The following is a 14266-nucleotide window of genomic DNA, read 5'->3' as shown; positions in this document are numbered from 1 at the left end:
ACAGTTTGGAAATCTATTTTAAAATTACACTTTAAAACGCCAGGTTTCAATCTCATATTTTTTTACTCTTGTCCCCAGCATTCTCTCTGTAATACAAAGCAATTCAGCCGCTTTTGTCACATTCCCGGCCGTAGTCGTGAGTGCATCCCGAATCAATTGTTTTTCAAGCTGCTCAACCACAACCATCATTCCACCTTCCATTACACTGTTTGTTGAATCGGCAGTTTGAAGAGTTGGAGGTAAATCGTAACTATGAATAACATTATCTTTCGTCATTATGCACGATCGCTCAATTACATTCTCCAGTTCCCGAATATTTCCAGGCCAACGATGAACCATCAACATATTTATTGCAGATGTTGTAATTCTTTTAATTTGAAAATTATTCTTTCGATTAAATTTATCGATAAAATGATCAACCAAAATTGGAATATCATCTCTTCTGTGTCGTAAAGGAGGAATAAATATTGGAAAAACATTAATTCTGTAATAGAAATCTTCTCTAAAATCACCATTCTCAATTAGCTCCTCCAAATTACGGTTTGTTGCTGCCACTATTCGCACATCAACCTTAATGGTTTTAGAACCACCCACACGTTCAAACTCTCTTTCCTGCAGAACCCGTAACAATTTTACTTGCGTAGATAAAGGCAAATCACCTATTTCATCCAAAAATATTGTTCCCCCATCGGCTAATTCAAATCTCCCCTTTCGCATTTGATCAGCTCCTGTATATGCACCTTTCTCATGTCCAAAAAGTTCACTTTCAATTAAACTTTCCGGCAATGCAGAACAATTTACTTTAATTAGTTTACGATCCTTTTGTTTGCTTTTGGCATGTATTTCCTCAGCAAATAGTTCTTTTCCAATCCCACTTTCGCCACGTAACAAAACCGTGCTGTTTGTTTGGGCCACCCGATTCACCAATGCATACAAATCACACATTTTGCCTGAGTTACCAATAATATTATGCGGTTTTTGGCTATCGAGCTGACTTTGCAATTCTCTGTTTTGTTCTCGTAATGCTTCTAATTCTTCAAGCTTAGCTTGCTTGTATCGGGCCGTTTTTGCAATCATCGATCCAACAATACTCAATAGCTGAATATCCTCATTAACAGAAATGTTGGAATTGTAAATTCTCACAACACTTAAGGCTCCGGTTACAACATTATCAAGCAAAAGCGGCACACAAATAAAAGTTAACTCGTGTCCGTCTTTTGTAAGTTCCGTTTTAATTTTGTTGATAAAAAGTTTCGATTTTGATATTTCAGAAATAACAACAGGCCTGGCCAATTCAACAACCTTACCTATAATTCCTTCACCCAAATCGTACTTTCCCCTTGCTTGCTGCGATGCACTTAATCCATAGGCAGCCTCAATCATCATCCGGTTTGTTTGCCGATTAAAAATCGTGATAAAACTTCTTTCGGCATTCAAATGTTTCACCAAACAAGCTAATATCGGAGATAAATCCTTTTTTAATTCATTACTGTTCAAAAGTCTTTGGCTTATATCGAAAAGAAGAGACATTTCATTAAAACCATAACATTCGTCGCCTGCTTTTTTGCATTTTAAACTCATAAGCGAATATTTAAGGGGGTACATCTGCAAAATTATAAAAAAAGCAACAACACCCCCATAAAATACACAATTCATTTAATAATTTATATTTATTACAAATCATACCCTATTAAAAATACAGTTTGATGCAAATAAAAATACATTAAAAACCAATACACCCCCATTTAAACAATTCCCATCACTTACAAAACCATTTTATTACAGTTTGAATCCTCAATTCAACATCGTGTTTAAAATACATTTCTGTATGAATCAAATAATCAAACAGATCGAAATCCCTTACTGAACCAACGATTACACACTTAAATTCAAATATGTACTCCAAAACCATATTTCCTACAAATTTGTAGGAAATCGAAGTGTCTGCAATGCAAAACAAATACGGATAAAGAAACAATAAACACCTCTACAACAAACACTTAAACACCACAAGAGACCAGGAGAAACGAAACTAAAAAAGCAAATGGTACGCTTTATGAATACGGCTTGGCAACTATTAACCCAAATAAAAATAACAGACATGAGAAAAATTGCCATTTACGGAAAAGGTGGAATTGGAAAATCAACTACAACCCAAAACACTGTAGCAGGTCTAGTTGAAGCTGGAAAAAACATCATGGTTGTTGGATGTGATCCCAAAGCCGACTCCACAAGATTATTATTAGGAGGATTAGCTCAAAAAACAGTTCTTGACACACTGCGTGAAGAAGGAGAAGACGTTGATTTGGATGATATTGTTCGTCCTGGTTACGGTGGAGTAAGATGTGTTGAATCAGGAGGACCTGAACCAGGAGTTGGCTGCGCCGGTCGTGGAATTATTACTTCAATTAATATGTTGGAACAGCTGGGTGCCTGGGACGACAAATACGAAATAGACTACACATTCTACGATGTTCTTGGAGATGTGGTTTGCGGCGGTTTCGCAATGCCAATCCGTGAAGGAAAAGCGGAAGAAATTTACATTGTTGTTTCCGGTGAAATGATGGCCATGTATGCCGCAAACAATATCTGTAAAGGAATTCAAAAATATGCACAGAATGGAGTTGTTCGTTTGGGAGGTTTAATTTGCAACTCTCGTAATGTTGATCACGAAAGTGATATGATTGAAGAATTGGCACGAAAATTAGGCACACAAATGATTCACTTCGTTCCTCGTGACAATGTTGTTCAAAGAGCTGAAATTCATCGCAAAACAGTGATTGAATATGAACCGGAACATGGACAGGCCGATGAATACCGTAAATTATCCAATGCCATAAATGACAATGAAATGTTTGTAATTCCAACGCCATTGGAAATGGAAGAATTGGAAAAACTTCTAATCGATTTTGGTATTGACGCCTAACAAATCTTACCCAAATTAATAAAACACATAATCCCAAACATTTAAAACAATACAGACTATGTTAATGATAAAAGCAATAATCCGCCCTGAAAAAACCAATAAGGTCTTAAAAGCTCTGTTTGAAGCTGGATACATCGCTGTAACAAAAATGCCTGTGGTTGGCCGCGGTAAGCAACGGGGAATCAAAATTGGTGATGTTACTTACGATGAACTGCCTAAAGAAATGCTGATGATGGTTATAAAAGATGAAGACAAAGACTTCGCCATCAATACCATTTTGGATGCTGCCCGATCCACTCCAAAAGGAGCCTTCGGTGATGGAAAAATATTCGTATCTCCTGTTGATGAAGCCTATACAATAAGCAGAGGCACCAAAGAATTATAAACCTAAAAACTCGAAGGTATGAAGTGTATAATGTCCATTATCAAGATTAACAAAATGAACAAAACCAAAAGGGCTTTACGTGATGCCGGATTTTCTTCGATGACTGCAACTGGTAGTGTATTCGGACGTGGCAAAGGCCTTTGGGATGCTAAAGTTTTAGAAGGCGTGAAGAATGATCAGCCTGAAGCATTGGAGCTTTTAGGAAAAGAGCCCAGACTTCGCCCTCAACGCCTGCTTCAAGTTGTTGTTCCGAACCATAAGGTATCAGAATGTATCGAAACAATAATCGAAGCCAATCAATCAAAAAGCCCAGGAGATGGTAAAATTTTCGTTTTGCCTGTAAATGAAGCGATACGTGTAAGAACTGCAGAAAGCGGTGATCAAGTTCTGGATAATTAAACGAAAAGCTATGGTAAAAAAATTAGATATAACACAGGGTTTGCCGGATCCATCGAAAGTGATGGATGAAATTATGGCAAAATACCCGACAAAAATTGCCAAGAAACGTCAAAAGTCATTGGTGGTTAATGATCCTGCCGAAGGAAAAGAAATTCAAGCCAACGTAAGAACCATTCCGGGAATTATTACTCAACGGGGATGTACTTACGCAGGATGTAAAGGGGTAGTATTAGGCCCAACCAGAGATATTATCAACTTGGTTCACGGGCCAATTGGCTGCAGTTTTTACGCCTGGCTTACAAGAAGAAACCAAACCAGACCTGCTGAAGGAGAAGATAACTTTATTACCTACAGTTTTTCTACCGACATACAGGATTCTAACATTGTATTTGGTGGTGAAGCTAAGCTAAAAGATGCCGTTCGAGAAGCATTCGAGATTTTTAAACCCAAAGCGATTGGTATTTTCTCAACCTGTCCTGTTGGTTTGATCGGAGATGATGTTCATTCTGTATCCCGCGAAATGAAAGAAGAATTGGGAATTAATATTTTCGGTTTTAGCTGCGAAGGATACCGAGGCGTGTCTCAGTCTGCTGGTCATCACATCGCAAACAATGGAGTATTCAAAAATGTAATTGGAAACAACAACAGAGAGCGCATCGGTAAATACCAAATTAATTTGCTTGGCGAATACAATATTGGTGGTGATGCCTTTGAATTGGAAAGATTGTTTGATGAAGCAGGAATCACTTTGCTGTCCACATTTAGTGGAAACTCTACGATCGAAAGCATGGAATACTCTCATATGGCCGATCTGAACCTGATTATGTGTCACCGCTCCATCAATTACATTGCTGAGATGATGGAAGAGAAATATGGTATTCCCTGGGTGAAAGTTAGTTTCATTGGTGCAGAAGGCAGTGCAAAAGCTCTTCGTAAAGTCGCTGAGTATTTTGATGATGCTGAGCTAAGTGCAAAAGTGGAAGAGATTATTGAGCGCGAGATGAAGAAAGTGGAAACGGTAAGAGAAGCTGTGAAAGCAAAAACAGAAGGCAAATTGGCTATGATGTTTGTTGGAGGTTCAAGAGCTCATCATTATCAGGATTTATTCACTGAAATAGGTGTAACCACAGTATCGGCAGGATATGAATTTGCTCACCGTGACGATTACGAAGGCAGAGATGTTATTCCAAGCATCAAAATTGATGCCGACACCCGAAACATTGAAGATCTGACTGTTGAGAAAGATCTTGAATTATACCGCGAAGACTTAGCTGTAAAAAAAGAAAAACTTCTTAAAAATGGTTACGAATTCAGCAACTATGACGGCATGATGCCCGAAATGAAAAAGAACTCACTGGTTATTGATGACATCAACCATTGGGAAACCGAAAAGCTGATTGAGTACTACAAACCTGATATTTTTTGTGCAGGTATTAAGGAAAAATATGTGGTACAAAAGTCAGGAGTTCCATTGAAACAACTACACAGTTACGATTACGGTGGACCCTATGCAGGTTTTGAAGGAGCAATCAATTTCTATCTGGAAATGGAGCGTATGCTTTGCACAAGAATCTGGAAAATGGTTACTACACCTTGGAAAACCGACCCTGAAATTGTTGGAAGTTTTGCCATTAACGAATAAAGGAGGACAAATAGATGTTATTAAATCATACAACAAGTAAAATAGTAGAGAGAAAGGCCTTAACGGTAAATCCGGCGAAGACCTGTCAGCCTGTTGGCGCAATGTATGCCGCATTAGGAATACACGGATGTTTGCCTCACAGTCATGGCTCACAAGGCTGCTGTTCCTATCACAGAAGTACTTTAACCCGACACTACAAAGAACCTGTAATGGCTGCAACCAGTTCATTTACCGAAGGTTCATCTGTTTTTGGCGGACAAGCAAACTTACTGCAGGCAATCACAAATATCTTTACAATATATGAACCGGATATTATTGCTGTACATTCCACATGTTTATCAGAAACAATTGGCGATGACTTAGGTCAGATTGTAAGTAAGGCTGCATCGGATGGTAAAATTCCGGAAGGAAAGCACGTGATACAGGCTCCAACCCCAAGTTATGTGGGGAGTCATGTTACTGGTTACGCCAATATGCTGGAAGGTATTGTAAAATATTTCGCTAAGAAAAGCGATAACCTTAAAAATCAGCTGAATATTCTCTCTGGTTGGGTAGAACCTTCTGATATGAGAGAATTAAAAAGGATTTTAAAACTAATGAAGGTGAAAAATGTTTTGCTTCCTGACACTTCAGATGTCTTGGATTCGCCAATGAACGGGAAATTTGAAATGTATCCCAAAGGAGGAACTACAATTCCTGAAATGGTAAGCATGGGTGACAGCCTTCATACTATTGCTTTGGGTGAATGGGCAACGGAAAAAGCAGCTATCAATCTCGACAATCAGTGTAAAGTAAAATTCAGTATGCAGGATCTGCCAATTGGCATTCAGGCAACTGACCGTTTTATTCAGTCACTGGCAAAACTTGGATCTGTTTCTGTTCCTGAATCCATTAACGATGAACGTGGACGTTTGGTTGATGTTATTACTGATATGCACCAATACCTGTATGGTAAACGTGTTGCATTATGGGGTGATCCCGATCAATTGATTCCATTAGCAGAGTTTTTGGTAGACATGGATATGAAACCAGTTTACATTGTTTCAGGAACTCCAGGTAAAACATTCGAAAAAAGAATGGAAAAGATTCTAAGCAAAAGTGTACCAGAGGCCAAATATAAAAACGGTGCCAATGCCGATATGTTTTTAATGCACCAATGGATCAAAGAAAATCCTGTGGATCTGTTAATTGGAAACACCTATGGAAAATACATTTCAAGAGATGAAAAGATTCCATTTGTAAGAATGGGCTTCCCAATTATTGACCGTATCGGACACAGTTATTTTCCAACACTAGGCTATATGGGAGGATTGAGAATTCTTGAAAAAATTCTTTCTGAACTTATGGATCAGCAGGATGCAGCCTGCCCTGAAGAATCATTCGAACTGGTAATGTAGTGATGCGATGAAATGAAGGAGGTAACTAGCTAATTTGAAAATCATACCCTTTTCTCATAATTAGGATAAAGTGTCTCACACCTCCTTCATTTTTATCATCCGGAACAAAAGAAAGTCATACTTTCTTCACTCTCAATATGAACCTGTGCCTTGCACAAATACAATTAACAACCATGGAGAGAATAATCAAAGAACGATCCACTCAGGTACACACAATAGGGACATCAGCCCACGATTTAGATTGTGAAAAGAAAAGCTTAGCCGGAAGTGTCAGCCAGCGCGCCTGTGTTTTTTGCGGCTCGCGGGTTGTACTCTATCCCATTGCCGATGCTCTGCACCTTATTCACGGCCCCATAGGTTGTGCCGCTTACACCTGGGATATCCGCGGCGCATTATCCTCCGGACCTCAATTGCACCGATTAAGTTTTTCGACCGATTTACGCGAACGCGATGTGGTTTTTGGCGGAGAACCAAAACTCTATACTGCACTTACTGAATTAATTGAAGCCTACAAACCCAAGGCTGCATTTGTCTACTCCACATGTATTGTAGGTGTTATCGGCGATGACGTTGAGGCAGTATGCCGAAAAGTATCTGCAGAACAAAAAATTGATGTACTGCCGGTTATGGCCGAAGGTTTTAAAGGCACAAAAAAAGATGGGTACAAAGCAGCCTGCGATGCTTTGGCCAAACTTGTTGGCACAGATAATGAATTTCAGGCACCTCCTTTCAGCATTAATATTTTAGGTGATTTTAATTTGGCCGGAGAGCTGTGGATGCTAAAGGAATATTACGAAAAAATTGGTGTAAACATCATTACCTGCCTTACCGGCGATGGCAGAATAAATGAAATTCGTCAGGCACACAAAGCCTCTATTAATGTGGTTCAATGCTCCGGCTCCATGATGCATCTGGCCAAAGAAATGGAAGAGAAATACGGCATTCCATTCATTAAAGTATCCTATTTTGGAATAGAAGATATGGCTGATGCCCTTTACGAAGTAGCCGGCTTTTTTAAGAATAATGAAATGCTTCAAAAAGCAAAAGATTTAGTTTCAAAAGAAATTAAAACTTTACTACCTGCTTTGGCACCATTCAAAGAAAAATTACAAGGCAAAAAGGCCGCGATTTATGTTGGTGGTGCCTTTAAGGCAATCAGTCTGGTAAAAGCACTTCGATTGATTGGGATGAAAACCGTAATGGTAGGATCGCAAACCGGAAACAAAGACGATTACAATTTGCTTAAAAAATTGTGCGATGAAGGAACCATTATTGTTGATGATTCGAACCCAAACGAACTCTCCGAATTTGTAAAAGAAAAAGGCGTTGACCTTTTTATTGGTGGCGTAAAAGAACGTCCGATTGCTTACAAATTAGGAATCGGATTCTGCGATCACAATCACGAAAGAAAAGAAGCATTAGCTGGTTTCGAAGGCATGCTAAACTTTGCAAACGAGGTTTACGCCTCGGTTACGAGTCCTGTATGGAAATTCTTTAAACGCTAACACACATGGAAAAAATCCCAACATTATCATATATCAGACCATTTGTATCAACGCGAAATGCGTGTAAACTGTGCTCACCCTTGGGTGCCTGTATTGCTATAAAGGGCATTGAAGGTTGCGTTCCTGTAATTCACGGTTCTCAAGGGTGTGCCACCTACATTCGCCGTTACATGATTAGTCATTACAAAGAGCCAGTAGATATTGCCTCTTCCAATTTTAGTGAAGAGACGACTATTTTCGGAGGAGAGGCGAATTTAAAAATTGCACTAACCAATGTTACCAATCAATATCAGCCTAAAGCAATTGGTGTTGCTACAACCTGCCTGAGCGAAACCATTGGGGAAGACGTTGCATCACAACTAAGTCACATAAGAAACGACAACACAAATTCCAATTTACCGAGTTTATTCACCGTTTCAACTCCAAGTTATCAGGGAACACACATGGACGGATTTCATGCAACCGTATTGGAAGTTGTCAAAAACTTTGCAAAAAAATTGCCGTCTGCAGACAAGATCAATTTGTTCCCCGGCTTTGTTTCGCCTGCAGACATTCGTCATCTCAAAGAAATTTTAATCGACTTTGATCTTACAACAACAATTTTACCCGATTACTCGGATACTTTGGACAACCCCGTTTGGGATCAATATTATCGTGTTCCAAAGGGAGGTACTCCAATATCAGAGCTTGAGAAAATGGGCGAAGCATACGCCTCTATTGAATTGGGTGTTTTCACAGCAGTAAAACAAGGCGGGCAAAACGGCGGAACAGAAGTTAGCGGAGCATCGTGGCTGGAAAGTGAACACAGCGTGAAAAATCACCAATGCATTTTACCCATTGGCATGAATAGCAACGATACGTTATTTGATATCCTAAGTAAAATAAGCGGGAAAGACATTCCTGTAAAATATAAAATACAGCGAGGCCGTTTACTGGATTCCTATGCCGATGGACACAAATACATTTTTGGGAAAAAGGCTGTGGTTTACGGCGAAGAAGATTTAGTACTGGGCTTGTGTTCATTTCTCGATGAAATAGGAGTTGAAGTTGTCTTGGCAGCCTCGGGAGCAAACAGCGGAAAACTTCAAAAAGAAATCATCAAACATTGTCCGGAACATGGAAAAACCATCAAAGTAATTAGTGATTCTGATTTTGAACAAATCAATGAGGCGTGCAATACAATTAAACCCGATTTTCTAATCGGAAATAGTAAGGGGAATTACATTGCCGGCAATTTTAACATCCCGCTGATAAGAGTCGGTTTCCCAATTCACGATCGAATTGGAGGACAGCGAATTACTCTTCTTGGTTATCAGGGGACTCAGGAATTATTCGACAAGGTGGTAAATGCCATGATTGAATACAAACAAAATAATTCTCCTATCGGATATAAATACATGTAAAAGAGAGCATTTACAATTAATAAAGTTAAGAAATCTCACATAAAAGCCACATCATGAAAGATTTATCAACTCATCCTTGTTTTAACAAAGACGCACATCATAAATATGCCCGGGTACATTTGCCTGTAGCCCCAACATGCAATGTAAAATGCAACTACTGCAATCGAAAATTCGATTGTGTAAACGAAAGCAGACCCGGAGTTACCAGCAGCGTTCTGTCACCCGATCAGGCATTAAGCTATCTTATTAAATTGGTAAAAATAATGCCGGAGCTTAAAGTGGTGGGAATTGCAGGACCAGGCGATCCATTTGCCAATCCTACCCAAACCATGAAAACACTTCATTTGGTTCGGGATAACTTTCCGGATATGCTGCTTTGCCTATCTACAAATGGTTTAAATGTAGCATCGTATATCGATGAATTAAAAGAGCTGGACGTATCTCATGTTACAATCACATTGAACAGTTTGCGCCCCGAAACTTTGGCAAAAGTTTACAGTTGGGTACGACACGACAAAAGAGGATATTTTGGAGCTCAAGCCGGAGAATATCTACTTAAAAGACAATTGGAAGCAATAGCCAAACTAAAGGAAGCCGGCATTACAGTAAAGGTAAATACCATTGTGATGCCGGGAATCAACGATCATGAGATTGCAGAAATTGCAGAAAAAATTGCAACACTTGGAGTGGATTTAATGAACACAATTCCATTGTTTCCGGTAAAAGATACCGCCATGGAACACATGGAGGAACCTTCCCCTGAATTTATGAAATCATTACACAAAAAAGTAGAAGTATTTCTTCCGCCAATGTCACATTGCGCACGATGCAGGGCAGACGCAGCTGGATTACTCGGAAAAGATTCTGCAGAAGCGGCCAAGTTACTTTCTGAAACAGCCCTTCTTACAGTTGAAAAAGGAGAAGAAAGACCTTGTGTTGCAGTCACCTCTATGGAAGGAATTTTGGTGAATCAACATTTGGGTGAAGCAGATCGAATTCACGTTTTCAGGGAAACACCTAAAGGATACAAACTGGTAAATGTTAGAGCAACTCCCGACACTGGTCAAGGCGATTCCCGTTGGGAAAAACTAGCGGAAACTTTGGCTGACTGCCGAGCAATTTTAGTTGGAGGAATCGGCAAAAAACCAGCAGGTATTCTAGGTCGCAGCGGAATTAAAATCATCGAGATGAGCGGACTAATCGACCAAGGCCTGGATTCTGTTTACAAAGGCACCGAACTTCGTTCGCTCTGCAAAACCGAAATGACAAAATGTGGAACAGAATGTACTGGTTCTGCTACCGGATGCAGCTGAAAAACGACAACCAAAATTCAAATGATCAATTAAAAACACATAAAATCTTTATCATCATGAAGAAACCTGAATTTCACATTTTAGTTTGCAATTCATTTCGAATTGCAGGAGAAGCGCAAGGATATTGCAATAAAAACGGATCAGTAGACATGGTTCAATATCTTATGGAAGAATGCGCAGACAGAGGAATCGACGCAACAGTTTCAACCACTGGCTGCCTAAATGTTTGCTCGCAAGGTCCGGTAATGGTAGTTCATCCAAACAACCTATGGTATGGAGGCGTAACGCCGGATCGAATTGATGAAATTCTGGATGCCCTGGAAGAAGGTGAGGCGGTTGCCGAATATTTAATTGCCGAATAAAATCTACACATAACTCTTTAATTAAAAACACCATGCACATCATCGATACCACTCTTCGCGATGGAGAACAAGCACCTGGAGTTGTGTTCTCTCTTGAAGAAAAGCTAAAAATTGCAGCTCTGTTGGACGAGACTGGTGTAAAAGAATTGGAAATAGGTACTCCTGCCATCTCCTTGGCGGATGAAGAAGACATTAGGATCATCAACGATCAAAGATTTCGTTTCAATGCCACCTGTTGGGCGCGGGCCTGCACCAACGATCTGCAGGCCTCAGCCCGAACGGGTGTTTCAAGAATCAATATCTCTTTCCCTGTTTCAGCAATTCATCTGACATCGATTGGAAAAGACCGGAATTGGATGCTTGGCACCTTATCAACAATAGTTAAACAAGCCCAAAATATGTTTGCATTTGTTTCTGTCGGTGCACAAGATGCTTCCCGTTGCCAAACCGATTTGCTTGATGATTTTGTTTTTGCCGCTGAAATGCTAAAGGTGAATCGAATTCGACTGGCTGATACGGTAGGCATCATGAACCCCATGTCGGTGCAAAAACTGTTTGAAAGATATCAACATTGTTTAGACGGAACAGAATTGGAATTTCATGCTCACAACGATTTGGGAATGGCTACAGCCAATACCATTGTCGCTTTAAGTGCAGGAGCCAATGCTGTTTCTGTAACCGTGAACGGCCTTGGGGAACGGGCAGGTAATGCTGCCTTGGAAGAAGTTGTTGCGGCTATGGCATTTTCACTTTCCGAATCCAGTGGAATTAATTTAAAAAGCTGTATTCAGCTTTGCGAATTTGTAGAAAAGGCTTCCGGACGAAAAAACTCAGAATCAAAACCCATTTCAGGCGAAAAAGTTTACAGTCATGAATCGGGAATTCATTGCAACAGTCTTCTCAGGGATCCAATGAGTTATCATGCTTTTGACCCACAGTTAATCGGGCAAAAAAGTCAATTTATTATAGGTAAACATTCCGGTTTAGCTGTTCTGAAAGATACCTTAAAAGAAATGGGAATTTATTTAAACGACAAGCAAAGCCAAGTATTTATTGATGCTGTGAAAAAGCTCTCAGCCAAAAAAAAATCAGGACTAAACTGTAAAGAATTAAAACAATTATACAATAACTTATTTTACTGCTCTAATTAATTTCAACAAAAAAACCAAATCACAAAACAAACATTCAAAAGTCAATTCTGTGGTAATATGTGGTAAATTAGGTTACTGTCAGGCTTCCTGTAAAAAGGAAGTTTGGCAGTTTTTTTATTTCTGATTAAAAATCTCCATCTAGTCCATTGATGTTTTAAAACGCTCATCAGATTTCAATGTTTTGTGCTTTTCATCCCATTTCCGGTCCAACCAACCTGATTTTATATTTTCGCGATTATCAAACTGTCCAAAAAATGGTTTAATATCCAACAAAGGTGTGCCATCCAAAACATCCGCATCCTCAACATGAAGAATATTCCCATCTATACTTATCAATTTCACAGTTGAAATACCAATTGCATTTGGTCTGCGAGGTGAACGTGTAGCAAATATACCATGCTCTTCAATATCCATAAATGGAATAACCCGAAGTTTGTAATCCTGAACTTTATGCAAATGATAGATCAAAGTAATATGAGAAAATTCTTCCAAATCTTTTAATCCATCAACAAATTCATCATTTAAAACAATACTGGCCTTTACCCCTTTCGCTCCCATTGGCTGTATCGGCATATTTTCAAGAGTCTTATAGGAAGTCTGAACTACTCCAATGGATTCAAATTTTATTTCGGTCATGCTTACAATTTTAAAACGAACACTAAATTTAACAATTCTCAGCAATACAAAAGAGATTGCCCCCGATAAACGAAACAACCTCTTTTGTATGCTAAATCTGTTTTAATTATTACAGATTAAATCTCATTATCCGAAGAATTCTGATCTATTCAAATTCGTCACTATTTACTTCCATTTCTGCAATTGGTTTTAAATGTGCAGGAATCTCTTCATTAAGCTCATCGCTAAAATATGGGAATACATCCATTAATGGACTTTCTGAAATTGCAGGAATTTCAAAAGGAACAATCATTGTACTTAAACACTCTTCCAAAAACTCATAAGCCTGCTTTACATTATTAGCCTGAGTAAGCATATATTGAGTCGCTTTTTTCTCTTTACCGGAAGCTTCATCAACATCTACAAAGGAAACCTTCGCCTTAAACCAACGATCACCATTCTCATTTGGATACAATTCTGTCACATTCGATTTACTGATGTTTGTAACGTTAAAATCTCCGCTGATCATTTGTTCCAATTCCTTGTGAATTCTTGCCTCAGCCTCTGTAAAAGATACAGCATCAACTAAATATGGCTCAGAAACCTTTCTTTCCTTACCAGATGCTTCATCAATTTTCACATATTTTACTTTGCACTCGAACCAATTATTTGTCATCATATTCTATTATTTTTTTTTGATTAACAAAGATAAAATAATCATCGGCTTATTATCGTCAGATTAAAAAAACAAAGGGAATAACTTTTCAGTTATTCCCTTTTTGTAGCGAGAGGCGGGCTTGAACCGCCGACCTCGTGATTATGAATCACGCGCTCTAACCAGCTGAGCTACCTCGCCGTTTTTGCTGGATTGCGGTGCAAATATAATTGCATTTTAGTTCTAAAAAAAATCTTTTAATTGGAAATTGAATCAAGCTTAGGTTTAAATAGGGCAAACTATCTCAATTACAGAAATATTACACTTAAAATTTATTTTATTTTTTTTCAAAAAAGCCAATAATCCTTACTCAATTAAAAAAACAGGCCTAAAATATGAACCAATTTCGTATCTAAAAGTAGTCTGCCTGCCACAATTTAATTGCAAAGCAGCCTCCTCCCGTTAAAGTATCTAAATATCCTGATTCAAATCAATTCTCGAAGACTGAAAATA

Annotated in this window: 13 protein-coding genes and 1 tRNA gene; 10 read left to right on the top strand and 4 right to left on the bottom strand. The window is 38.8% G+C overall.

Translation table 11 applies throughout. The annotated features are described in order from the left end of the window. Nucleotides 1–24: 24 nt before the first annotated feature. Nucleotides 25–1581: a sigma-54 interaction domain-containing protein gene (locus BZG01_RS12025; RefSeq protein WP_101310168.1), complete on the bottom strand. Its 1557-nt coding sequence runs from the start codon at nucleotides 1579–1581 to the stop codon at nucleotides 25–27. Between the two features lie 520 nt (nucleotides 1582–2101). Here BZG01_RS12025 and nifH point away from each other — a divergent pair. From nifH to BZG01_RS11970, 10 genes are all read left to right on the top strand, one after another. Continuing rightward, on the top strand, nucleotides 2102–2926 hold the full coding sequence (gene nifH / locus BZG01_RS12015) for a nitrogenase iron protein (protein WP_101310083.1): 825 nt from the start codon (nucleotides 2102–2104) through the stop codon (nucleotides 2924–2926). A gap of 64 nt (nucleotides 2927–2990) precedes the next feature. Next, nucleotides 2991–3311 carry a P-II family nitrogen regulator gene (locus tag BZG01_RS12010; RefSeq protein ID WP_218973094.1) on the top strand — a complete coding sequence of 107 codons (321 nt, stop codon included), beginning with the start codon at nucleotides 2991–2993 and terminating at the stop codon, nucleotides 3309–3311. A gap of 18 nt (nucleotides 3312–3329) precedes the next feature. Continuing rightward, a complete protein-coding gene (locus tag BZG01_RS12005) occupies nucleotides 3330–3710 on the top strand; it encodes a P-II family nitrogen regulator (RefSeq protein WP_101310081.1) in 381 nt (126 codons plus the stop codon). Nucleotides 3711–3720: 10 nt separating this feature from the next. Then, on the top strand, nucleotides 3721–5352 hold the full coding sequence (gene nifD, locus BZG01_RS12000; RefSeq protein WP_101310080.1) for a nitrogenase molybdenum-iron protein alpha chain: 1632 nt from the start codon (nucleotides 3721–3723) through the stop codon (nucleotides 5350–5352). Between the two features lie 14 nt (nucleotides 5353–5366). After that, nucleotides 5367–6749, top strand: coding sequence for a nitrogenase molybdenum-iron protein subunit beta (nifK, locus tag BZG01_RS11995; protein ID WP_101310079.1), 1383 nt, complete (start codon nucleotides 5367–5369; stop codon nucleotides 6747–6749). A gap of 173 nt (nucleotides 6750–6922) precedes the next feature. After that, a complete protein-coding gene (gene nifE, locus BZG01_RS11990; protein WP_101310078.1) occupies nucleotides 6923–8254 on the top strand; it encodes a nitrogenase iron-molybdenum cofactor biosynthesis protein NifE in 1332 nt (443 codons plus the stop codon). Nucleotides 8255–8259: 5 nt separating this feature from the next. Continuing rightward, a complete protein-coding gene (locus BZG01_RS11985; protein ID WP_101310077.1) occupies nucleotides 8260–9657 on the top strand; it encodes a nitrogenase component 1 in 1398 nt (465 codons plus the stop codon). Nucleotides 9658–9710: 53 nt separating this feature from the next. Beyond that, nucleotides 9711–10970: a radical SAM protein gene (locus tag BZG01_RS11980; RefSeq protein WP_101310076.1), complete on the top strand. Its 1260-nt coding sequence runs from the start codon at nucleotides 9711–9713 to the stop codon at nucleotides 10968–10970. A 56-nt stretch (nucleotides 10971–11026) separates the two neighbouring features. Then, complete coding sequence (locus tag BZG01_RS11975) at nucleotides 11027–11332, top strand: (2Fe-2S) ferredoxin domain-containing protein (protein WP_101310167.1); 306 nt, start codon at nucleotides 11027–11029, stop codon at nucleotides 11330–11332. Between the two features lie 32 nt (nucleotides 11333–11364). After that, complete coding sequence (locus tag BZG01_RS11970) at nucleotides 11365–12483, top strand: homocitrate synthase/isopropylmalate synthase family protein (RefSeq protein WP_101310075.1); 1119 nt, start codon at nucleotides 11365–11367, stop codon at nucleotides 12481–12483. 138 nt (nucleotides 12484–12621) lie between these two features. Here the strand turns inward: BZG01_RS11970 and tsaA are convergent, their stop codons facing one another. From tsaA to BZG01_RS11955, 3 genes are all read right to left on the bottom strand, one after another. After that, nucleotides 12622–13119, bottom strand: coding sequence for a tRNA (N6-threonylcarbamoyladenosine(37)-N6)-methyltransferase TrmO (gene tsaA, locus BZG01_RS11965; protein WP_101310166.1), 498 nt, complete (start codon nucleotides 13117–13119; stop codon nucleotides 12622–12624). Nucleotides 13120–13264: 145 nt separating this feature from the next. After that, nucleotides 13265–13777, bottom strand: a complete 513-nt coding sequence (locus BZG01_RS11960; RefSeq protein ID WP_245870355.1) for a DUF4494 domain-containing protein — start codon at nucleotides 13775–13777, stop codon at nucleotides 13265–13267. 103 nt (nucleotides 13778–13880) lie between these two features. Next, a tRNA-Met gene (locus BZG01_RS11955) sits at nucleotides 13881–13954 on the bottom strand. Nucleotides 13955–14266 lie beyond the last annotated feature (312 nt).

The sequence above is a fragment of the Labilibaculum manganireducens genome, from assembly GCF_002843385.1.
In the GTDB taxonomy this organism is placed as follows: Bacteria; Bacteroidota; Bacteroidia; order Bacteroidales; family Marinifilaceae; genus Labilibaculum; species Labilibaculum manganireducens.
Note: the sequence above shows the minus strand (reverse complement) of the source record. Positions and strands in the feature narration are given on the sequence as shown.

Excerpts from the sequence above, each read along its gene's own strand:
- nifH (WP_101310083.1), top strand. The coding sequence starts at position 2,102 with ATGAGAAAAATTGCCATTTACGGAAAAGGTGGAATTGGAAAATCAACT.
- BZG01_RS11980 (WP_101310076.1), top strand. The coding sequence starts at position 9,711 with ATGAAAGATTTATCAACTCATCCTTGTTTTAACAAAGACGCACATCAT.
- BZG01_RS11960 (WP_245870355.1), bottom strand. The coding sequence starts at position 13,777 with ATGATGACAAATAATTGGTTCGAGTGCAAAGTAAAATATGTGAAAATT.
- BZG01_RS12025 (WP_101310168.1), bottom strand. The coding sequence starts at position 1,581 with ATGAGTTTAAAATGCAAAAAAGCAGGCGACGAATGTTATGGTTTTAAT.
- BZG01_RS12010 (WP_218973094.1), top strand. The coding sequence starts at position 2,991 with ATGATAAAAGCAATAATCCGCCCTGAAAAAACCAATAAGGTCTTAAAA.
- nifD (WP_101310080.1), top strand. The coding sequence starts at position 3,721 with ATGGTAAAAAAATTAGATATAACACAGGGTTTGCCGGATCCATCGAAA.
- nifE (WP_101310078.1), top strand. The coding sequence starts at position 6,923 with ATGGAGAGAATAATCAAAGAACGATCCACTCAGGTACACACAATAGGG.
- BZG01_RS11975 (WP_101310167.1), top strand. The coding sequence starts at position 11,027 with ATGAAGAAACCTGAATTTCACATTTTAGTTTGCAATTCATTTCGAATT.
- BZG01_RS11985 (WP_101310077.1), top strand. The coding sequence starts at position 8,260 with ATGGAAAAAATCCCAACATTATCATATATCAGACCATTTGTATCAACG.
- BZG01_RS12005 (WP_101310081.1), top strand. The coding sequence starts at position 3,330 with ATGAAGTGTATAATGTCCATTATCAAGATTAACAAAATGAACAAAACC.
- BZG01_RS11970 (WP_101310075.1), top strand. The coding sequence starts at position 11,365 with ATGCACATCATCGATACCACTCTTCGCGATGGAGAACAAGCACCTGGA.
- tsaA (WP_101310166.1), bottom strand. The coding sequence starts at position 13,119 with ATGACCGAAATAAAATTTGAATCCATTGGAGTAGTTCAGACTTCCTAT.
- nifK (WP_101310079.1), top strand. The coding sequence starts at position 5,367 with ATGTTATTAAATCATACAACAAGTAAAATAGTAGAGAGAAAGGCCTTA.